At 60.1% G+C, this 19,659-nt stretch carries 20 protein-coding genes; 8 read left to right on the forward strand and 12 right to left on the reverse strand.

Translation table 11 applies throughout. The annotated features are described in order from the left end of the window. Positions 1 to 122 precede the first annotated feature (122 nt). Entirely contained in the window at positions 123 to 1,010 is an 888-nt protein-coding gene (gene gcvA, locus LDZ28_RS27270) for a transcriptional regulator GcvA (RefSeq protein WP_244831752.1), read from the reverse strand. 109 nt (positions 1,011 to 1,119) lie between these two features. Here gcvA and LDZ28_RS27275 point away from each other — a divergent pair, with 109 nt between their 5' ends. Beyond that, positions 1,120 to 1,962 carry a DMT family transporter gene (locus LDZ28_RS27275; RefSeq protein WP_244831753.1) on the forward strand — a complete coding sequence of 281 codons (843 nt, stop codon included), beginning with the start codon at positions 1,120 to 1,122 and terminating at the stop codon, positions 1,960 to 1,962. Positions 1,963 to 1,995: 33 nt separating this feature from the next. Here LDZ28_RS27275 and LDZ28_RS27280 read toward each other — a convergent pair whose 3' ends face one another. The 9 genes from LDZ28_RS27280 to LDZ28_RS27320 form a co-directional block, all read right to left on the reverse strand. Further along, positions 1,996 to 2,604 (reverse strand): NUDIX hydrolase, encoded by a 609-nt coding sequence (locus tag LDZ28_RS27280; RefSeq protein WP_244831754.1) that lies wholly within the window; start codon positions 2,602 to 2,604, stop codon positions 1,996 to 1,998. Between the two features lie 26 nt (positions 2,605 to 2,630). Continuing rightward, positions 2,631 to 3,503, reverse strand: a complete 873-nt coding sequence (locus tag LDZ28_RS27285) for a sugar phosphate isomerase/epimerase (protein WP_244831755.1) — start codon at positions 3,501 to 3,503, stop codon at positions 2,631 to 2,633. Positions 3,504 to 3,534: 31 nt separating this feature from the next. Then, positions 3,535 to 5,076 carry a sugar ABC transporter ATP-binding protein gene (locus LDZ28_RS27290; RefSeq protein WP_244831756.1) on the reverse strand — a complete coding sequence of 514 codons (1,542 nt, stop codon included), beginning with the start codon at positions 5,074 to 5,076 and terminating at the stop codon, positions 3,535 to 3,537. A gap of 60 nt (positions 5,077 to 5,136) precedes the next feature. Beyond that, complete coding sequence (locus tag LDZ28_RS27295; RefSeq protein ID WP_244831757.1) at positions 5,137 to 6,084, reverse strand: sugar-binding protein; 948 nt, start codon at positions 6,082 to 6,084, stop codon at positions 5,137 to 5,139. Positions 6,085 to 6,115: 31 nt separating this feature from the next. Further along, the gene (locus LDZ28_RS27300; RefSeq protein WP_244831758.1) at positions 6,116 to 7,120 is read right to left on the reverse strand and encodes an ABC transporter permease; all 1,005 of its coding nucleotides are present in this window, start codon (positions 7,118 to 7,120) and stop codon (positions 6,116 to 6,118) included. A 191-nt stretch (positions 7,121 to 7,311) separates the two neighbouring features. Next, positions 7,312 to 8,601: a D-tagatose-bisphosphate aldolase, class II, non-catalytic subunit gene (locus LDZ28_RS27305; protein WP_244831759.1), complete on the reverse strand. Its 1,290-nt coding sequence runs from the start codon at positions 8,599 to 8,601 to the stop codon at positions 7,312 to 7,314. Beyond that, entirely contained in the window at positions 8,594 to 9,586 is a 993-nt protein-coding gene (locus LDZ28_RS27310) for a sugar kinase (RefSeq protein ID WP_244831760.1), read from the reverse strand. The genes LDZ28_RS27305 and LDZ28_RS27310 overlap by 8 nt, the downstream gene beginning before the upstream one ends. 63 nt (positions 9,587 to 9,649) lie before the next feature. Next, positions 9,650 to 10,459, reverse strand: coding sequence for a DeoR/GlpR family DNA-binding transcription regulator (locus LDZ28_RS27315; RefSeq protein ID WP_244831761.1), 810 nt, complete (start codon positions 10,457 to 10,459; stop codon positions 9,650 to 9,652). Positions 10,460 to 10,568: 109 nt separating this feature from the next. Continuing rightward, entirely contained in the window at positions 10,569 to 11,057 is a 489-nt protein-coding gene (locus LDZ28_RS27320) for a PaaI family thioesterase (protein WP_244831762.1), read from the reverse strand. A gap of 74 nt (positions 11,058 to 11,131) precedes the next feature. Here LDZ28_RS27320 and LDZ28_RS27325 point away from each other — a divergent pair, with 74 nt between their 5' ends. Continuing rightward, on the forward strand, positions 11,132 to 12,475 hold the full coding sequence (locus LDZ28_RS27325) for a PLP-dependent aminotransferase family protein (RefSeq protein ID WP_244831763.1): 1,344 nt from the start codon (positions 11,132 to 11,134) through the stop codon (positions 12,473 to 12,475). Between the two features lie 12 nt (positions 12,476 to 12,487). Here the strand turns inward: LDZ28_RS27325 and LDZ28_RS27330 are convergent, their stop codons facing one another. Together LDZ28_RS27330 and LDZ28_RS27335 are read right to left on the reverse strand one after the other, a co-directional pair. Continuing rightward, a complete protein-coding gene (locus LDZ28_RS27330) occupies positions 12,488 to 13,222 on the reverse strand; it encodes a Crp/Fnr family transcriptional regulator (RefSeq protein ID WP_244831764.1) in 735 nt (244 codons plus the stop codon). Positions 13,223 to 13,545: 323 nt separating this feature from the next. After that, positions 13,546 to 13,995 (reverse strand): hypothetical protein, encoded by a 450-nt coding sequence (locus LDZ28_RS27335; RefSeq protein WP_244831765.1) that lies wholly within the window; start codon positions 13,993 to 13,995, stop codon positions 13,546 to 13,548. A 298-nt stretch (positions 13,996 to 14,293) separates the two neighbouring features. On the opposite strand from LDZ28_RS27335, the gene LDZ28_RS27340 reads away from it, so the two are divergent. The 6 genes from LDZ28_RS27340 to LDZ28_RS27365 all read left to right on the forward strand — a co-directional run bounded on the left by LDZ28_RS27340 (position 14,294) and on the right by LDZ28_RS27365 (position 19,522). Next, positions 14,294 to 14,596, forward strand: a complete 303-nt coding sequence (locus LDZ28_RS27340; RefSeq protein WP_244831766.1) for a flagellar transcriptional regulator FlhD — start codon at positions 14,294 to 14,296, stop codon at positions 14,594 to 14,596. Positions 14,597 to 14,598: 2 nt separating this feature from the next. Continuing rightward, positions 14,599 to 15,180: a flagellar transcriptional regulator FlhC gene (flhC, locus tag LDZ28_RS27345; protein WP_244831767.1), complete on the forward strand. Its 582-nt coding sequence runs from the start codon at positions 14,599 to 14,601 to the stop codon at positions 15,178 to 15,180. Between the two features lie 107 nt (positions 15,181 to 15,287). Next, positions 15,288 to 16,184, forward strand: a complete 897-nt coding sequence (locus tag LDZ28_RS27350; protein ID WP_244831768.1) for a LysR family transcriptional regulator — start codon at positions 15,288 to 15,290, stop codon at positions 16,182 to 16,184. Positions 16,185 to 16,281: 97 nt separating this feature from the next. Further along, a complete protein-coding gene (locus LDZ28_RS27355; RefSeq protein ID WP_244831769.1) occupies positions 16,282 to 17,295 on the forward strand; it encodes a succinylglutamate desuccinylase/aspartoacylase family protein in 1,014 nt (337 codons plus the stop codon). Between the two features lie 17 nt (positions 17,296 to 17,312). Continuing rightward, positions 17,313 to 18,671: an MFS transporter gene (locus tag LDZ28_RS27360; RefSeq protein WP_244831770.1), complete on the forward strand. Its 1,359-nt coding sequence runs from the start codon at positions 17,313 to 17,315 to the stop codon at positions 18,669 to 18,671. After that, positions 18,668 to 19,522, forward strand: coding sequence for an MBL fold metallo-hydrolase (locus LDZ28_RS27365; RefSeq protein WP_244831771.1), 855 nt, complete (start codon positions 18,668 to 18,670; stop codon positions 19,520 to 19,522). The genes LDZ28_RS27360 and LDZ28_RS27365 overlap by 4 nt, the downstream gene beginning before the upstream one ends. Positions 19,523 to 19,659: the final 137 nt, after the last annotated feature.

The raw sequence follows: 19,659 nt of genomic DNA on the forward strand, positions 1-19,659 counted from the left end.
GACTCCCATACGTAAGCGATTCGTCAGCGTGACGACTTGAGACGGACGAAAATTCGTGTGGCGCGAGTGTGACGGAGGTCTGTGACAGGCCGATGATGTCGATAACGTGTACCGCGCGTGAATCAGCGTATTCCCTCACCTTCGAGCCATGAGCAGAACAGGACGACGAGTTCGTCGTCGGACTTCGCATCCGGCACGTAGGTGCAATAGCTCCGCGACGGCAGGCGCGGCTCGGCAAACGGCGTGACGAGACGGCCAGCGGCCAGATCGTCGGCAACGAGCGCGGTCGGTCCCATCGCAATGCCGAGTCCGTCGATGGCCGCCTGCAAGGTGAGATAAAAGTGATCGAAGGTCAGGATCGCGGCAGGCCGCAGCGCGGGAATCTCCGCACGCGCGAGCCAGTCCGGCCATAAACGCGGGAGGCTCGACGTATGCAACAACGTATGCTGCCGCAAATCTTCCGGCGTGCGCAGCGCGACGCGTTGCATTAACGCGGGGCTGCATACAGGCACTCTTTCCTCGACGAGGAACGGCCGCATAGAGTAGCCATAGAACGTGTCGGGACCGCCGCGAATCACGATGTCGTGAATATCTTTAACGCTCTCGACCGATGCGTTCGATGTCTCCACCTTGACGTCTACATCGAGATGCTCGGCGTGGAACTTCGCGAGCCTTGGAACCAGCCAACGCAACGTGAAAGTGGCGGGCGCATTCACGGACAGCGTGCGCGAAACCGTTCCAGGGTAACCGTATCGCGCAGTGGCTTGCGACAATTGCTCGAAGAGCGGACCGATTTCATCCAGGTAGGCCTTTGCCTTGGGAGTCAACACCACGCGCCGGTTATGCCGCTCGAACAGCGGTTCGCCGAGCCACTCTTCGAGCAGGCGCACTTGCTGACTGATTGCGCCATGCGTCACATGCAATTCGGCTGCGGCTTCCTTGAAGCTGGCAAGACGCCCTGCGGCTTCGAACGCGCGCAGTGCATTGAGCGGAGGCAGGACTCGTTTCATTCGAAAGAGTTTATCTAACGCGAGCGGCCAATTTAACTGGTTTGCCGCACGCTCACAAGATAGATAACCTGCTTACATCCCTCTTTCGCGTCCTTAGCCTGGAATCCGCATGCTCAGTTATACCGGCGGTCTCGTCCTTATCGCCGCCGTGCTTCACGCCAGTTGGAACGCGATGTTGCATGGCAATCGCGACCGCTTCCTCTCCATGACGTGGATGAGCATTGCCATCGCGGTGGTCTCGACCATCGTGATCGTTTTTTTGCCGATGCCCGCTTCCGCCGCGTGGCCATGCATCGTTGCATCGGGGCTCGTGCATATCGTCTATAACGTGAGCCTCGTGCGGTCGTATCGGCGAGGCGATCTCGCGCAGGCTTACCCGATTGCGCGTGGTTCGTCGCCGCTGCTCGTCACGCTCGGCGCAGCGCTCTTCGCGCACGAGGCCATCGGGCCGCTGCATGCGTTCGGCATCGTGATGATCTCGGGCGGAATCATCTCGCTGGCGCTGCAAGGTAGCCACGTATCGCGCGCAGGTGCGTTGGCGGCATTTCTGACTGGCGTGACCATCGCGGTCTATACCGTGATCGACGGTATCGGCGTGCGCTTGTCGGAGGGCAACGCGCTTGCCTATACCGCGTGGATGTTCATGTTCTACTGGCTGATGCCGCTGCTCTTCATGGCGACGCGCGGGCTCTCTGCACTATGGACGCCGATACGCACCGCCCCGATGTCGATCGGCTCATCGCTTGCGGGCGGGTTGGTATCGATCGGCGCATATGGCATCGTCATTTGGGCGATGCAGTCGGGTGCGATGGGCGCGGTATCGGCATTGCGCGAGACGAGCGTGGTGTTCGCGGTGCTGATCGGTAGAGTGTTTCTGCGTGAAGCGGTCAGCGTGAAGCGCTGGCTCGCATGCATGGTCGTCGCGGCGGGCGCGATATGTCTCGGGCTTTGACCGCTCGCTTCCAGTGTCGCTTCTTTCGTCGCTTCAGTCGAAGTCGATATGACCGCTTCGTCTCAGCTCATCCAGCCTGAAAATTTGCTGCGGCAGCACGCGCCCAAGCGATAGTGCGGGAAGATCGTCGAGACTGAAGAATCCGACGGCACTCGTTTCCGCACCGATGACCTCGCCCGCCTCCACGATCTCGCCGAGAAAAATCAGCTTCCAGATGTGAAAGACCGATGGTGGATGCGGATGTCGGTCTGCATCCCATACCGCGAGCAAGCGCTGAATCTTAACCGTATAGCCACTTTCTTCCCGCACTTCCTTCGCCGCGTTCTCGGCGGGCGAAACGCCTATGTCGGCCCAGCCGCCTGGAAGCGACCACATGCCGTCCGCCATTTCGCGCACGAGCAGAATCTGCCCCGTTTCATTGAATACCGCGGTACGCACATCGAGCTTTGGATTGGCATAGCCTGTTTCCAACGCGAAAAGTTCGGCTATCTTGGTCGAATCAGTCGATGAGAGCGCGGCGAGTTCAGCGTGCGCGATCTGCGCGATCTCATCGTAACGTTCGGTATCGAAGACGCTCGTTGCGTAGTGCAATCCGGTTTGCGCCAGTGCAAGCAGGCGGCGAGCGCGTTCCAAAGATGCCATGTAGTCGGTTCCGATGCGGCCTCAGTTCACGTCAAATGGCCTCTCACGAATTGCAAGGAGCGGCGTGCGCGCTCGTCCATTTGTTCGTCTGTCGCGCCGCTCGACATGTCGCGCCAGACTCCTACTGCGCGGCTCACGTTTCCGCCCTTGCGCATGAAAGGCTCCATGACGATTGTCCCGTCATATTCGATCTCTTTCAACGCGCCAAAAATCTCGTCCCACGGCAGACGCCCTTCGCCTGGCGGCAAGCGGTTCGCTTCGCCCAGATGGAAGTGTCCGAGCTTTCCCTTGCAGGCGAGGATTGCATCGCGAAAAGAGTGCTCTTCAATATTCATGTGGAACGTGTCGAGCTGCACCTTGCAGTAAGGGTTGTCGACCGCATCGCAGAACGCGAGCGCTTCGCGCGCATCGTTGGCAAGCCATTGCTCGAAGCGGTTGACCACTTCCAGCGCGTAGATGATCCCATAGCCTTCCGCTACCTTGATGACGCGACGCACGCTGTCCACGGCACGCTCCACGTAGGGACGCTTGTCCGTCATGCCGGGTGGCGGCGATTGCGGCCACGCGCAGAAAGTGAGTCCCGCAAAAACGGGCGCACCGAGCATATGGCAATCGTCGAGCAAGCGCTTGACGTACTCCGTGCCTGCATCTCTCACGCTTTGCTCGGGAGAAGCGAAATCGTACTCGGGCTTGAGACCGATACAGCACATCACGGTGAGGCCGAGATCGTCGGCGACGGTCTTCAGTTCGCGCTTCTTCGCATCGGGAAGATTGTTGAATTCGCCGAGCGAAATTTCCATCATGTCGAAGCCCAAGCCGGATATGCGCTTCGCCACGGCCGGAAAATCGACCAGCCATTCGGTCGACCAATACGTGTAGAACATGCCGACTTTATTCAAGGCACGACTCCTTTGATGTTTGCCTGACTTGCTAGGCCACGAAGCCTTTTGGCTTGACCTCGGGATGTGCCGGGTCAGCATGTTCGAGCGCGGCCAGCGACATGATGCGTTCCTCGGAGGCGTCGTCGAAGCCGACTTCACCCGCAAGCTGACCGCCGCGCATGACAAGGATGCGGTCGGAGATGGTCAGTATCTCCGGGAGGTCGCTGGAGATGACGAGAATGGCGAGACCTTCTCGGGCAAGTTCGCGCATGAGCGCGTAAATCTCGGCTTTAGTGCCGACGTCCACGCCGCGCGTGGGTTCATCGACGATCAGGACACGCGGCTTCGACGCGAGCCATTTCGCCAGCACCACCTTCTGCTGATTGCCGCCGCTCAAGAGACCCACGAGTTGTTCGACGGTCGGCGTCTTGATGTTGAAGCGCCCGACGTAACTGTCGATCATGCGCGCTTCCTGCAACGGGCGAATGACCGTGCCCCTCGAAAGACGCCCAAGCCCCAGCGCAGCGAGCGACAGGTTGCTGCCCACCGACATGCCGAGCACGAGCCCCTGATCCTTGCGGTCCTCGGGCACGAGCCCGATTCCGAGCTTCATTGCATCGCGAGGCTTCGCGATCCTGACCGGCTTGCCTTCGATGGTGACGTTGCCATGCTTCGGCGGCGGCGCACCGAAGATACCCATCGCCACTTCTGAACGTCCTGCGCCGATCAGTCCGGCAAGTCCCACGATCTCGCCGCGTCGCAACGAAAACGATACGTCGCGATAACGCTCGTCGTCGCCCAGACTATCCACTTGCAGCACGATTGGCTGATGCGCGTTATCGGGCTTGATACGCCGTACTTCGGCGAGATCGCGGCCCACCATCAGGCGCACGACTTCATCGGGTGAGGTATCGACAAGACGCGCGGTACGCACGTGCTTGCCGTCGCGAAGAACGGTCACCGCGTCGCAGTTGTCGAACACTTCGCGCATGCGATGCGAGATATAGAGAATGGTCACGCCGCTCGCGCGCAGTTCGTGAACCACTTTGAAGAGCGTCAGGGAGTCGGCTTCGGAAAGACTCGAAGTCGGTTCATCGAGAATCAAAAGGCGCGGCTCGTGAATCAACGCCTTGCATATCTCGATCAACTGCTGCTGCGCGATGGTGAGATCGCCGAGACGCGTATCGGGATCGAGTGCGATGCCGAGCCGTTTCATCGCGGCCTTCGCTCTCGTCAACAGCACGCCGCGATCGACCAGCACGCGCGCCATGCGCGGCTCCGCGCCGAGAAAGATGTTCTCGGCAATCGTCATGTTCGGCGCGAGCATCAACTCCTGAAAGACGATGGAGATGCCCTTGGCGGCGGCATCGCGCGTACTCGAAAACTCGACCTCCTGACCGTCGAACATCATGCGTCCCGAGGTCGGCGCATGTGCCCCTGCGATCACTTGCATCAAGGTCGACTTGCCCGCGCCGTTCTCGCCCATGACCGCATGCACGGTGCCGGCCTCGACATTGAAGGACACTTCCTGCAGCGCTTTCACGCCGGGATAGGTCTTCGTTATCTGCTCAACGCTCAACAGCACGGTCATGGCAGCACTCTTTCTCACGAATGACGCGGGGCGCAGCGCGTGGCCAGCCCCGCGCGCGGTTCATTTACCGCCGACGAATTTATCGACGTTCGACGAGTTGACGATATCCACGCCCGTATCCGTGACCGGTGGCACCTTGCCACCCTTGGTCAGCGCATCGAGTTGCTTGACGGATTCGGTGCCCATCGTGAGCGGCCGCTGACCGATCAGCGTCGTCGCATAACCTTCCTTCAGCAGCTTGATCTGCGATGGCAAGGTATCGAACGAAACGATCACGAACTTGCCCGCCTTGATATCGGCAGCCTTGTTGCGAACCGCGCGAATATAGGCCTCGGGCGCGAACATGGGCCAGCCGCCAGCGAAGAAGATGCCGTCGAGTTTCGGGTTCTTCGCGAGCATGTCCTGAATGAGCTGCACGCCCGTGCTCGAATCGTCGTTGCAGGCGAAAGGCGAGCCCGACACTTCCTTGAAGTCGCCATTGAGCTTCGACTTGAAGCCCTTGATGCGCTCGTTGAGATTCGCCGCCGACAAGCCGCCTGTCAGAACCGCATACGTGCCGCCCTTGGGCAGCGCCTTAGCAAACGCTTCGCCCGCCGCTTCGCCGCCCGCTTCGTTGTTCGTGCCGATGAAAGCAATGCGTTTGGACTTCGGCGCGTCCGAGTCGAAGGTCACGACCGGTATGTTCTTCGCCAATGCCGCGCTGATGACGCCGCTGATCGAATCCGCATTGTTCGGCGCGATGGCGATACCCGCGACCTTCTTGGTGATCAGATCGCGCACGATGCGGCCTTGTTCTGCGTCGTCGAGCTGGGCCGGGCCGGTGAACAGACATTCGGCGCCGATCTTCGCGGCTTCTTCCTTGCAGCCTTTTTCCGCGTCGGCATAGAACGCGACGCCGAGCGCTTTCGGTACGACGGCGAACACCTTCTTGTCCGCCGCCTGCGACTGGGCAATGCCTATCCCGAGCAGGAGCGTAGCGGCTACGGCACTGAGCATGGTGCGTGTCATGGTCTTCTCCAGAGTCGTTGTAATACAGCTTTCATCGACGTCGCCAGACGCCTTTTCTAAGTTGATCGATAAACACGGCAAGAACGATCACCGAACCGACGAACACCCCTTGCCAGTAAGCGTCCGTGCCGAGCAGAACGAGACCGTTGCGCAGCACTTCGAGAATGACGGTGCCGACGAATACGCCGATCACGGTACCTTCGCCGCCGGACAACGCCGTTCCGCCGATGACAGCCGCCGCGATCACGCTCAGCTCCTTGCCCAATCCTTGATTGGAGATTGCCGACGAGAGATAGCTCACTTCGATGATGCCCGCGAGACCCGCGAGCACCGACGACATCACGTAGACGCTCATCTTGAGGCGGTCGACGTTGAGGCCGGTGAGCATGGCCGCGCGTTCGTTGCCGCCTACCGCGTATAACTGGCGGCCATAGACGGTACGCTTCAGAACGATGGCGGACACGATGGCGAGCGCCACGAAAATCAGAAACGGTACGGGCAGATCGAGAAAGTCGCCGCCGCCGAGGGCAAAAAACGAATCGCCGTCGGGACGAAAGCCATCGATAGCCTTGCCGCGCGTAATGACGAGCGCCAACGCCCGCGCAATGCTCATGGTGGCAAGCGTAGGCACGAAGGGCAGCATGCGCAGTTTGGTGACGCAGAAGCCGTTGAAGAGGCCGACGCACGCGGCTATGAGCAGCGTCAGCACGCAAGCGGGAAACACAGGCATGCCGGCCTGCATCATCGCGGCTGACGCGACGGCGGCCAGTCCCCATACGCTGCCGACCGAGAGATCGATGCCGCCGGTGATCATCACCGCCGCCTGCCCCAGCACCACGATGCCGATGAAGGACAGGTTGCGTGCGTCGTTGAGGAGGTTGCCCTTGCTCGCGAAGTCGGGCGCGAAGATCGACAGAAGCACGACCATGATCAGCAGGGCGCCGACGATACCGGTTTCGCGCGAGTGCAGCAATTGAGCGGCGAACCCGCGACGGGGTCTCGCCCGCTCGCTGGCTGCCAGCGTTGGCTTGCTCATGGTGTCGCCTCCAGTGCCTCTGTGCGCCCGTCGCGTGTCATGGACAAGCTGTTTTTGTGCTGAAAGAGTTTAGTTTCGGGTCGAAACCCAGTCAAAGCGGGTTTTCCCTGCCGGGCTTGAGGCGCGATCCGGTTCACCTATGAACCTGCTTTCAAATATTGGATTCCTTAGTTTTCATTCGATCACTTTGCCTACGTATGCATGCGGCAGGCCTCCGCATAAACACGGATTACGTCGCGGACCTTGCTGTAAATAAGGCTCATGGGCGATGCATCGATCGACCCCCGCCTCACCTGCCAGTATTGCTCCGGCAGATAGCGGCTGATGAGGTTTTCCCGTATGCCGATGTTCGCGAGGTTCGCCACCAGCTTGCGCGTCGACTCATCGATATCATGGTCGGACCAGTAGTAGCGCACGCGGTCGCTATAGCTATAGGTTCGCAGCAACCGCTTCTCCGCGTCGCTGCCGCGATAGTACTTCTCCCAGTTGTTGGGTTTCTCGCGCATCACGCGTTCGACTATCTCACGCAGATTCGACCGGACATTCGGCGCGAGGAGTTCGCACTCGATGTCCGCCAATGCATAAAGCGCTTCACGCAAAGCGAAGGTTACGCCCGGTCCCACCTTGAGAATGGCGAAGCCATCATCGACCAGCGCCGAGAGCGCTTCGGGCTTTTGATAATCGGTGGAATGCGCTTCGAACACGATACCCGGTAGCCTTTCGAGCACCTTGGAAAGTCCGCTTGCAAGCGCGGGGGCGTAGTCGACGACCCTCGTATGATCGAACTCCACGCCGGGTTGAACGACGAGTCCCACCACACGCTCCCACGCCGCGCCGAGTCCGCGTGCATGCCAAGCCTTGCGATGCACGGCGACGGTATCGAGCGCAGCGCTCGCGTGCGTAACCTCCACGGTGGCGAGTTCTTCCGATGCACCGCCCGGAACGGGCACTTCAGTGCCGATGATATACACCGGACCTTCGGCGAGCCCCACGCGCGCGGCAGCCGCTTCGGCGACGGCGCACATACGCGCGGCACGTTCGGCCACGACCTCGTCGGATAGACGCGCGGGGTCATCGGCGCAGGGCATGCTTGCATCGAGATGGAGCTTTCTGAAACCTGCGGCGGCATAAGCATCGATCAAGGCATCGGCGCGTTGCATGGCATCTTCGGCAGGCAGATTACGCCATGCGTTAGGGCCTAGATGATCGCCACCGAGAAGCAATCTATGGCAATCAAATCCCATGCGATCGGCAAGCCCATGCACGAAGCGAACGAAATCCGCAGGCTTCATGCCGGTGTAACCACCATACTGATCCACCTGATTCGATGTCGATTCCAGGAGCAAGGGCGTGTCGTCATCGAGCGCCTGCTTCATCGCGGCTTCGATCACCCAGTGATGCGCCGAACAAATCGAATAGATGCCTTTCAGGCGCTCGGCGGCGCGCTCGTCGCCGGTCAAGCGCGTGACGATGTCAGTCATGCTTTGCCTCCGATGTCGCGGCGATGAACGCATCGAGTTCGGCAAGTGTCGCCGTGCCTTCCATCGGACCACGGAACGTCACGGCCCGCGCGCCCGCCGCGCTTGCATACTCGAGCGCGCGCTCCACGGAAAAGCCCTGCGCGCGGCACGCAATGTATGTCCCGCCGAAGCAATCGCCCGCGCCGGTAGGATCGACCTCCGTAACCGACAACGCCGCGAAATGGCTCGCGTGATTGCCGTCGTAATGACTACAGCCGTCCTTGCCGCGCTTGATGACGACCTCGCGCACGCCGCGCGCAAGCAGTTCGTCGATTGCGCCTTGCTCCGTTCGCGCATTCGCAAGCAGCATTACTTCGTGGCCGCTCGGAAGAAACACATCGGTGTAATCGAGAATGAAGTCGAGCGCCTCGCGCATCTCCGGAATGCGCAGCATTTCCTTGCGAATGTTTGGATCGAAGCTAACCGTACCGCCGTTTGCCTTCACGGTCTCGATCACCTTCTTCATCGCCTCGATGATGCGAAACGAGAACAGCGATGAGCCCATCACATGAAAGTGACCGCACTCTTTCAGCAAGTGCTCGCGGATCTCGCCGACTGATAAATGCCCCGATGCGCTATTCGCAATGTTGTAGATGAAGTCGCGGTCGCCGTCTTCGCGATACGTCACGAAGGCACTACCTGTCGTCGCGGATTTGATCACGGAGATGCCCGACACATCGACGCCGTCGTCACGCAACCGTTCGACGTTGAGCACGCCGAAGTCGTCGTCGCCGACGCAGCCGATGATCGCGCAACGACTGCCCGACTTCGCCACCTGATCGATGAAGATGGCAGGCGCGCCGCTCGCATACGGTCCCATCAACGTGCCTGGCCGGCGAAACGACTGCCCGATTTGAGTCGCCAGGATTTCGACGAGGATCTCGCCCATCGTTACGATGTAGCCGGTGCGGCCGGCCTCTTGCGCTTGAGCTTGAGCTTCGTCCATGGCGTTCTTTGGTCAGGATGCCAACAAGGCAGATTGACGTTCAGGGCGTACCGCGCTTTCAACTTAATTCTGCCTAAACTCCAGAATGCCGCTATCCCTTCGCTGCAATTGCAGACCGTTGCGCGACACGGTGTCGAGCGTCGGCGAATCGATACCGTCATCCATTATCAACGTGTCGATCTCTGCCACGCTTGCGAAGACTTCGCCGTTGCGCTCGTCGAGCAGCGGCTGATAAGCGACGACGACCGTCCGCTTGGCCGTACGTCTTGCCGCTTGCGCAACGCGTGCCTGCGCAGGGTCGGCAGCCAGCAGATTGCCGTCGCGATCGAGTCCCGACGCCTGAAGAATGCACAGATCGAGCGAATGACGCGCCACCGAAGCCTCGGCGTCGGGTCCAGTCATGGCAGTTGCGCCATGCTCCAGTTGGCCGCCGGTCAGAAGCAACTCGCAATGCAGAAAGCGCTGCGCCATGCCGGCGACCGCGACGTCCTGCACGAGAAGCGACAGGTTGGCGCGGTCCGACAAAAACGGAATGATCTTGTGAATGATCTCTCCCGCCCCCAGCAAGAGTGCTTCGTGATCGCCCACGGCTTCAGCGGCAATGCGCGCGATCATGGTCTCGGACGCCTTGCGCGTGGCGCCATCCGACGCCGGCACGAGAATGTCGTCGCCCGTTTTCTGCACGAGATAGCGCGCCTTGCCAAACGAGCGCAGCAAATAACGCTGCTGCTCGAGATACGTCAGATCACTTCGAATGGTGACGCTCGAAACGTCGAACGCCTGACTGAGTTCCTCGACAGACACTTCGCCGCGCTTGCGCACAAGCTCGACGATCTGTAGCCGCCGCTTAAGCGAACTCTTGTTGGTGAGCATCGAATCGTCGAGTCGAAATGTCTTTTGTTCCGTAAGAGTCTAGTTTCGATTGGAAAGAAGGTCAAAGGCATTTCCTTTCGTGATCCGTAGGTGTTTTCCCGCTTGGTACTTAGCGGTTTTTTGCTAATGCGCCGCGCAATGTCATTACCGTGCTCGCGACGCTCGCCATGATTTTGCCGTCTTCGCGCTGAATGTCGCATCGGTAATGACTGATAGTCCTGCCGCGATGCTCGGCCCATGCGCGCGCCGAAAGCCTCGACTTCCACACGGGGCGCAAAAAGGTCGCCCTCAGGTCGATGCTCGTGAAGCTCTCCTCGATGTCCATCACAGTGGAATGCGCCGTGCCGATAGCCGCATCGGCGAGTTCGCACAAAAGACCGCCGTGCACGGTGCCTTGTTGATTGCCGTGAATGGCGCAATTGGCATCGAGCTCGATAACGGCCAGCGCTTCGCCTATTTCGACGATGCGAAACCTGAGCAGCGCCGATATCGCGGTGGGATAACGCATGTGCGTGACGGTATCGGCAGTGAGGCTGCCGTCTAGTTGACGCTTCAGGAACTCGAGGACGGGAACGTGGCGGTGTGCGCTATCGGTCATGTCGGCTCCAACTCGGTGTTTTGCCGAAGATAATCGCTTAAAGTAGGACAATCAAATAATTGTCCTACATACACATGAGCGCAACGACACAGGTCAGGAAAGTTGCAGCCACGCTTGAAGCCGATATACGCAATGGCAAACTGCACCCGGGAGCGCTATTGCCCACGCATCGGCAGCTTGCCACGCGTTACGGCATTGCCATCGCGTCGGCGACCAAGGTCTATGCGGAGCTGAAGTCGTTGGGTCTAGTTGTCGGCGAAACCGGTCGTGGCACCTTCGTGCGCGACCGACCGCAAAAACGCGAGTGGGATATCGGCGATGAAGCGCGGCTTTCAGGCAGCACCGCCGATCTGTCGTTCAATCATCCAACGTGGCCGGGTCAGGCCGACCTATTGCGCTCGATGCTGCGCGAACTCGCATCTTCAGGCGACCTTGCCGCGCTCATGCATCAGCAGCCGCCTGGTGGCCGGCTTCATGAGCGCGCCATTGTCGCCAAGTTTCTGGCCAAGGCGCGTGGAATTCGCGTGGAAGCCGAGCAAATCTTCTTAGTGCTTGGTGCGCAGCAAGGTCTCGACATCACGACGCGCGCACTGCTCGAGCCGCACGATTCCGTTGCGGCTGACGCGCTGACTTATCCGGGATTCAAGATGCTCGCGCATGCGCAAGGCCGCGATGTGCATGCGATCCCCGCCCTGGATGACGGTCCCGATCTCGACGCGCTCGACAAGCTATGCCGCCGTCACCGCATACGCGCGATCTACACCATGCCGACCGTGCACAATCCGCTCGGCTGGGTGCTGTCGGCTAAACAGCGTCATCGTCTGGTCGAGAGCGCACGGCGTCACGACTGTATGTTGATCGAAGACGCCGCCTACGCGTATCTCGTGAACGACACACCGCCGCCGCTCGTGGCGCTGGCGCCTGAGCGAACGGTGTATGTATCGAGTTTGGCCAAGAGTCTCGCAAGCGGCCTGCGCTTTGGCTTTATTGTCGCGCCAGAAGACTGCACGAGCCGCATCAAGGCCACGATCCGCGCAAGTTACTGGAGCATGCCGAGCATAGTCACTGCGATAGCCACGCGCTGGATGGCCGACGGCACCGTCGCGCGGCACGAAGTCATGCTGCGCCGCGAAGCGCGCCGCAGACAAGCGATCGCGCGAGACGTGTTCGCGAACATGGAGATGCTCGCGCACCCGTCCTCGCTGTTCCTCTGGCTACGCTTGCCCGAAGACTTACGCGCGGATCGCGTAGCGACGGCGCTGGCTTCGCAGGGCATCGCCGTATCGAAAGCAGAGTCTTATGCGACGACGCGGCATGCACCGCGAGCCTTACGTATAGGCTTGAGTTCAGTGTCCATGGAAACGCTCGAACACGTACTGAAGCAGGTACGCGACACCATCGAGCGCTTTCCAATCTGAGCGCTTTGGCCTTTAGACAAGCGCCTCGGCTTGACGCGTGCGCGGCAGCATGCGTTCGAACTCACGCTTGACGATGCCGTAGCATTCGCACGCACGCTCTTCCAGACCGGCGCGGTCGAGCACCTTGATACAGCCACGGCTGTGGTGGATCAGACCCGCGTCGTGCAGCTTGCCTGCGGCTTCCGTCACGCCTTCGCGACGCACGCCGAGCATGTCCGCGATCATTTGCTGCGTCACCCGCAGTTGATCCGACGGGGTGCGGTCCGTTTGAATCAGGAGCCAGCGGCACAGTTGCTTCGAGAGCGAATGGTGACGATTGCAAGCGGCCGTTTGCGCGACTTGCGTCAGCAGGGCTTGCATATACAGCAGCATCACACGACGCAGAAAGTCCGACTTGCCGAAGTGTTCACGCAAGGCGCCCGCGCTCATGCGATACGCAAAACCCGCGCACTGCACTTGAACGCGCGTCGGCATGGTGTCGCCGCCCGTGAGCACCGGAACACCCGTCATGCCTTCACGGCCCACTGCCGCGACTTCCACCGAGCCGCCGTCTTCCATCGTATGCAGAAGCGAGACGATAGCCGTGGTCGGGAAGTACACGTGGTGAATGCGTTGTCCGGAATCGCAAAGCAACTGCTCCGTGCGCAACTGGACGAGTTCGAGATGAGGAGCGATTGCTTGCCATTCTTGCGCCGGAAGCGCGCCCAACAAATGGTTGCCGTGCAGGTCTGATTGAAGGCTCAACATGATTTTGACTTTTTGGTCTGTGCGCATTGCGCTGTGCTTTTTTCTGGCCACTTGAGGTTTCGTGATCGCATCTGACGGCGATCATCGAAACCTCAGGGCCAGCCCCGTAGCACCGTTAGCCGCTTGTTCGATTCCCGTTCGCGACTATTTACCGTGCTTTGTCATACATAAGCGAGAGGCGTGCCAGGAGCCCTCAATCCTCATACCAGCAAGGGGTCAGCCGGAATGTGCCGGGCCATACGAAGTGCGGGCGATGAAAAATGATTCAGTTTCGAACACGTTAAATCGCCGCTTAATGATCCTGCTTACATTTCAAGCGTCTTTCAGTGTTTCTCGAATACCGGTTTTAGCGTTTGCGCGCCTTTATCGGCCAGTGGTGCTTTTTTAATGGCAATGTTTTTGAGCCCGTTAAAGACTTGCTTCAAAATTGTTGCAGTGCTGCACGATAGATGCGCGCTGAAACCAAGATAGGGAAGAACTAGACTGCAGAACGCCCCGCCGAGGCAGGCGGTGCAAGCAGTTGCGGCATCTCGGCGGCCCGAGCGCCTTGAGGAGAAGGGATGACAAAACCCGGCCAAAATTGTTGCATTGCAGATACCCGCTCTCGTTTTCGCCTGCCGACAACCTTTTGTGAAGAACCGCCGAATCACATCTGGATTCAAGTTTTGCGGAAACAATTCCGCCTCACGGGTGGTAACTCTGTCGTTTTTATACATCAGGCGAAAGAAATTTTTACGGAACATTTTGCCGAAAGTGACTTTTTCAACGATCAAAGGCCTGAGCAGCTTTTTCTTTAACCAGCGGAAATATTTACGATTGATCAGACTAGAAGCGTCACTGGTGGACCTATATTCCGTCCATGCGAGAAGATTCTTTCGCCGGATAGGACGCCAATAAAGTATTTATCTTCTCTCCATAAACGTTTGCCTACTCAAAATAGTCCGATCGCAAAGGTTTGCCTCTGTAACATTGTGTTGCATGGCAAATAGAATCGCCTCACAATCGGTTCCGTGCTATGAAACAACTGATGTTTCCGACACTCCCCGTCACAGTCAACTTCGGTCCAACACCATGACGCACGACAGCCAAACCCTCGATTCGATTCGTGAATTGAACCTGTCTTATCTGCTGCTTGCGCAGCGTGTGCTGACCGACGACCGGGACGCGGCGCAGGCTCATCTCGGCCTGTCCGCCGAAATGGCTCAAACGCTGACGCAGTTGTCGCCCGATCAGACAGTGCGGCTGGCTTCGTCGTCGCAACTGCTGTGCTTCTTCCGCCTTGGCGGCGATGCGCTGCTCACAGGCCTCGCCAGTCTCACGGAACGCGCGCAAAGCGCTTCTGCCGCATCCAACGCATCGCTTCTGGTGGCCTGAACATGAGCACGACTGCATCGACGAAGAGTCTCGCCGACGACGCCAGCCAGGTGCTGCGCGCGGTTACGCTGATCAAACTCGGCGCACGCATGCAAGTGCTCGAGTCGGAGTTTCCGAAGCTCTCGCGCGACCGTCTCATTCGCCTCTATCGCGAAGTGAAGGGTGCTTCACCGCCCAAGGGCATGCTGCCCTTCTCCGCCGACTGGTATCTGACATGGGGGCCGAACATCCATGCATCCATGTTCGCCAATGTCTATGCGTTTCTCGAAGCCAACAGCCGCGAACTCGACCGCGTCGATCTCTTGAGCCGCGCCTATGGTCTTTATGCCGAGCATTTCACGATGCAAGGCGAGCCGCTGCAAATGGACCTGACGCGCGCATGGACGCTGGTGCGCTTCAAGGAAGCCGGCATGCTGCGCCTCGCGGGCTGCAAGCGCTGCCACGGCAAGTTCGTGGCGCACTCGCAGGACATCACGACCGGCATGGTCTGCGGAATCTGCCAGCCGCCGTCGCGTGCAGGCAAGACCAAGGCCGCGAAGGCCGCGCGCGAAGAAAGCGCCGCGTTGCAGGCGCGTGCCGCATAACACCAAGCCTTCTTCCAAGGTCATTCGCATCGCAGTTCCTCGGGCAAAGTGAGAGACTTCTTCGTGTCTCTCACCGCTCACATGGCCGTCTCACGCCAGACCAACACATGGAACTGCGCCATCTTCGTTACTTCATTGCCGTTGCCGAATTGCGCAGCGTGCGCGCCGCGTCCGAGCATCTGCATGTCACGCAGCCCGCCATTTCCCGGCAGATTCAAGATCTCGAACAGACCATCGGCGCGACGCTTTTCGAACGCACGCCGCGCGGCCTGAAGCTGACCGCTGCCGGCATTGCCTATCTCTCCGAAGCACGCGCGATCCTCGCCCATGTCGATGCCGCGAATCGGCTCGCGCATCGCATTGCATCGGGCGAACAAGGACGTTTGCGTGTGGGCTTCGTCGAGAACGCGTCGTGGAGCGGTCTCGTGCTGTCCGCGCTCAACGCGTTTCAGCAGAACGCTCGCGACATAGCGCTCGAATTGCAGCCGATGAACACGCCCGAGCAACTCGATGCCATCGCCGCCGAACGGCTCGAAGGCGGCTTTTGTTACCGCTTCGGCGCGCTGCCCGATGGCTTCGCCAGCATCCGGCTGCTCGAACAGAACGTGGTGCTTGCGGTGCCCGAGCAATGTCCGCTCGCCGCGCAAGCCAGGGTGCGTGCAAGCGAGCTTGCTGCGCTGCCGTTCATCGCGTTTCCGCGACACGTCTATGCGGCCTACTATGACCGCCTCATCTCCGCGTGCGCCGAGCGCGGTCTCACGCTGAATATTCGCCAGGAAGCCTCCACCGAAACCGCGATTCTCTCGCTCGTGGCGGCAGGCGTCGGCGCGGCGCTCGTAAATGCGGCCAATCGCGAACGTCCGCCCGCACGCGTGCGCTTCGTCGAAGTGGAGGACCTGTCGGTGCCGTTGCCGCTCGAATTCTGCTTTCTTGCGCAGCACGGCAGCGCGGCATTGCAACGCTTCATCGAACTGCTCGAAGCGCAAAAGCACCCTGAAGCGTGATGCCCTGAAGGCATCGCCCGCTGCAGAAAACGGCATTGGCCAGCGGATATTTCGTCGGCAATAGTGGATACGAACCTACTCGATTCGAGATCCGCTCATGTCCACTACAGCCTCGCTCATTGCAACCGATATCGACTACGAACGCCACGGTTTTCAGACCGGCACACTGCGTCTACCGTGGTCGCATGACCGTTCCGCATACGGTCATATTCCCATTCCGCTCGCCGTCCTGAACGCGGGCGACGGCCCCACGGTGCTTCTTACCGGCGGCAATCACGGCGACGAATACGAAGGCCCCGTCGCGCTGATGAAGCTCATGCAGCGCATGCCATCGCTTTCGATTCGAGGTCGTCTCATCGTCATACCGGGGCTGAATTTTCCGGCGTTCGTGAATGGCTCGCGCACATCGCCTATCGACGGCGGCAATCTCAACCGGCTCTTCCCCGGCTCACGTCACGGCAAGCAGACCGAGATGATTGCGCATTATGTCGAGACAGAACTGCTGCCGCGCGCCGATGTCGTCATCGACCTGCACGCGGGCGGCGCGAGCTTCGAACATGCGCCGACACTGCTTGCATCGCCGCCATCGGGCGATGCCGCACGTCGCGCGCGCTATCTCGATCTAGTGCGCGCGTTTGGCGCGCCCTACACCATGATCATGGATCTGCTCGGCGAGGATCGCACCTTCGCAGCCGCGGCCGAACGCCACGACACGCTCTTCCTATGCGGCGAATTCGGCGGCCATGCCGGCTGCGACGCGGCGAATCTCGCTATCGTCGAAAGCGGTTTGCAGCGCGTGCTGCATCGCCTCGATGTATTGCACGATGCCGCGCACGATGCGCCGCCCAGGACGCGTTATTTACGCGTGGAAGGCACGCAGCATTACGTGTATGCGCCGCATGCGGGCGTATTCGAACCCGCCTTCGCCTTGAACGACGAAGTGCGCTCGGGTCAGCTCGCGGGCCGTCTCTTCGATCCACAAGAACCGTGGCGCGCGCCGCGCGAAATCGCATTTCGTGGCGATGGTCGCGTGATGTGTGCGCGCACCTTTGCCCGCGTCGAAGCTGGCGATTGCATTGCGCTTCTTGCCGCCGAAGCATCCCTCGACTGATTTCAAGGAGCATTCGCATGAGCGCTCATCCGCTTGCGTCGGCTTCTAACGCCGATGCCCCGCTCGACGTCCGTCATCCGCTGTACGTCGTGCTGTTGTTCTTCACGTGCTTCGCGTTTTCGTATCTGGACCGTCAGATCGTCAGCATTCTCGTGCAGCCGATCAAGCTCACGCTCGGCATCACCGATACTCAAATCGGACTGCTGCAAGGCTTCTCGTTCACCATGTGCTATGCGACTGCGGGTGTGTTCGTCGCGCGTCTCGTGGATCGCGCTAATCGCGTCAGGCTGATCGCCCTATGCGTCGCGATCTGGGCCATTTCCACGGCTCTTTGCGGCTTCGCGACGAGCTTCACGGAACTGCTGTTCGCGCGCGCGGGAACAGCCATCGCGGAAGCGGCGCTGAGTCCTGCGGCGCTCTCCATCTTCAGCGATATCTTCGCGCCGCGTAAGGTCGCGCGAGCGAGCAGCGTCTTCATGCTGGGACCGTATATCGGCGGCGGGCTTGCACTCTTCGGCGGCGGCATGCTGCTATCCGCCGCTGGCGGCGACGTGAGTACATGGCTCGCCGCGCATGGCTTTCAGCCGTGGCAAGCGGTTTTCGTGCTCGTCGGATCACCAGGACTCGTGCTGGCAGCACTCGTTGCCTTGACGATCCGCGAGCCGGCAAGACGCGAAGCCACGACTGCCAGCATCGCCAATACAGATTTTGATGAAGCCCTGCCCTCGCTACGCGAAGTGCTCGCCGAACTGTTCGTGCGCAATCGCTTCTGCGCACCGTACTTTGCCGCTTATGTCGCGCTCATCACGCTGTTCTATTCGCATGCCGCGTGGTTTCCCACCTTGCTCATGCGGCACTTTCATCTTGCGCCCGCCATGGTCGGAAAGATGGCCGCGCCTGCATACATGACCGGCGGCATGATGGGCGTGGCGCTTGCTGGCATGCTCGCCGCGCGCGTCACCGACGAACGCACGCTACACAAAGTCCTCATGCTGTCGACATGCGCCGTGACCGCGCTGGTGCCCGCCGCCATCGCCATGCCGCTCGTGACCAACAGCACGCTCGCGATCTTGCTCTACGGCGCATGCGCGCTCGCCGCGAGCATTGCGATGGCGCTCGCCCCTGTGCCGCTGCAAATCGCCGTGCCTAATCGCATGCGCGGCCGTTCGATCGCGCTGCTCGTCTTCATGACCAATGCGATAAGCGGCGGCGTCGGTCCGCTCGCGGTAGGCTACCTCAACGAGCATCTCGCGGGTGCGCATGCCGGCTTAGGCACGGCGCTCGCCATCGTCGGCGGTGTATCCGCGCTTGCGAGCGCCCTGCTTTACGCATTGGCGACGACGCGCATTGCATCGACTACGAGGAAGAACGCATGAACACAGCGCTCGACTGGCGTCTTAATGAAATGCGGGTCACGCGTATCGACGAAACGGAATTTTCGTTAAAGGCCGACGTGCTGTTTCCCAACGAGAATTTGGCGAGCATCGGTTCGGACAATCAGCAAGTGACGCTACGCACACATCTATGGGTCGTCGAGATCGACGGGCTGACGCTCGTGGTGGATACGGGCATCGGCAACGGAAAGCCAAGACCCTTCAGTGCGCTATTCGACCGGCTCGACAACCCTGTGCTGCAGCGTTTCGAAGCGGCGGGCTTCGACCGGCATCGCGTGGACTATGTGCTGCTCACGCATTTGCATGTCGATCACGTCGGTTGGAATACGCATTGGGAGAACGGGCGCTGGACGCCTGTGTTTCCCAACGCGACTCATGTATTCGGCGAACGTGAGCGCGCGTTCTTCGACACGCCCGCGGGCGCACCGCGACGCATGGTGTTCGATGACAGCGTTGCGCCTTTGATCGATGCGGGCATCGCGCTTACCGTGCCGGACGAAGGCGCAATCCTTCGCGAAGGCATCCGGTTTTGGCCAACCTTCGGGCATAGCGCGGGACACATGGCGATAGAGATAACGTCCGGCAACGAGCGTGCGCTCTTCTCGGGCGATGTCATGCATAGCCCGTTGCAAGTTTCAAGACCGCAGTTCGGTTCGACCTTCTGCCTTCGACCTGATCTCGCACGCGCTTCGCGCGAATGGCTCTTGAACCATGCAGCCGAGACGAATGCAACGGTCTTTCCCGCGCATTTCCCGATGACCTCAGCAGGCAAGGTGCAGCGCATCGGCGATGAATTCGCCTGGCGCTATCTTGCGTACAACGCGAGCCATTGAGCTTGCGCTAAAGCGTCGTCATGCCCATGCCTTGCGGATACGCTTCGTATCACAGCGTATCCGCATCCTGAAGCGACACACGCCGATTCATAACCACCACAAGCGAGATACACCGCCGCGATCCAATACGACCTGCA

The sequence above is a fragment of the Caballeronia sp. TF1N1 genome, assembly GCF_022878925.1.
Taxonomy (GTDB): domain Bacteria; phylum Pseudomonadota; class Gammaproteobacteria; order Burkholderiales; family Burkholderiaceae; genus Caballeronia.

What these genes read in the sequence shown, in the direction of transcription:
- gcvA (WP_244831752.1), bottom strand. Translation starts at nt 1,010, where the DNA reads ATGAAACGAGTCCTGCCTCCGCTCAATGCACTGCGCGCGTTCGAAGCC.
- LDZ28_RS27275 (WP_244831753.1), top strand. Translation starts at nt 1,120, where the DNA reads ATGCTCAGTTATACCGGCGGTCTCGTCCTTATCGCCGCCGTGCTTCAC.
- LDZ28_RS27280 (WP_244831754.1), bottom strand. Translation starts at nt 2,604, where the DNA reads ATGGCATCTTTGGAACGCGCTCGCCGCCTGCTTGCACTGGCGCAAACC.
- LDZ28_RS27290 (WP_244831756.1), bottom strand. Translation starts at nt 5,076, where the DNA reads ATGACCGTGCTGTTGAGCGTTGAGCAGATAACGAAGACCTATCCCGGC.
- LDZ28_RS27295 (WP_244831757.1), bottom strand. Translation starts at nt 6,084, where the DNA reads ATGACACGCACCATGCTCAGTGCCGTAGCCGCTACGCTCCTGCTCGGG.
- LDZ28_RS27300 (WP_244831758.1), bottom strand. Translation starts at nt 7,120, where the DNA reads ATGAGCAAGCCAACGCTGGCAGCCAGCGAGCGGGCGAGACCCCGTCGC.
- LDZ28_RS27305 (WP_244831759.1), bottom strand. Translation starts at nt 8,601, where the DNA reads ATGACTGACATCGTCACGCGCTTGACCGGCGACGAGCGCGCCGCCGAG.
- LDZ28_RS27310 (WP_244831760.1), bottom strand. Translation starts at nt 9,586, where the DNA reads ATGGACGAAGCTCAAGCTCAAGCGCAAGAGGCCGGCCGCACCGGCTAC.
- LDZ28_RS27315 (WP_244831761.1), bottom strand. Translation starts at nt 10,459, where the DNA reads ATGCTCACCAACAAGAGTTCGCTTAAGCGGCGGCTACAGATCGTCGAG.
- LDZ28_RS27320 (WP_244831762.1), bottom strand. Translation starts at nt 11,057, where the DNA reads ATGACCGATAGCGCACACCGCCACGTTCCCGTCCTCGAGTTCCTGAAG.
- LDZ28_RS27325 (WP_244831763.1), top strand. Translation starts at nt 11,132, where the DNA reads ATGAGCGCAACGACACAGGTCAGGAAAGTTGCAGCCACGCTTGAAGCC.
- LDZ28_RS27330 (WP_244831764.1), bottom strand. Translation starts at nt 13,222, where the DNA reads ATGTTGAGCCTTCAATCAGACCTGCACGGCAACCATTTGTTGGGCGCG.
- LDZ28_RS27340 (WP_244831766.1), top strand. Translation starts at nt 14,294, where the DNA reads ATGACGCACGACAGCCAAACCCTCGATTCGATTCGTGAATTGAACCTG.
- flhC (WP_244831767.1), top strand. Translation starts at nt 14,599, where the DNA reads ATGAGCACGACTGCATCGACGAAGAGTCTCGCCGACGACGCCAGCCAG.
- LDZ28_RS27350 (WP_244831768.1), top strand. Translation starts at nt 15,288, where the DNA reads ATGGAACTGCGCCATCTTCGTTACTTCATTGCCGTTGCCGAATTGCGC.
- LDZ28_RS27355 (WP_244831769.1), top strand. Translation starts at nt 16,282, where the DNA reads ATGTCCACTACAGCCTCGCTCATTGCAACCGATATCGACTACGAACGC.
- LDZ28_RS27360 (WP_244831770.1), top strand. Translation starts at nt 17,313, where the DNA reads ATGAGCGCTCATCCGCTTGCGTCGGCTTCTAACGCCGATGCCCCGCTC.
- LDZ28_RS27365 (WP_244831771.1), top strand. Translation starts at nt 18,668, where the DNA reads ATGAACACAGCGCTCGACTGGCGTCTTAATGAAATGCGGGTCACGCGT.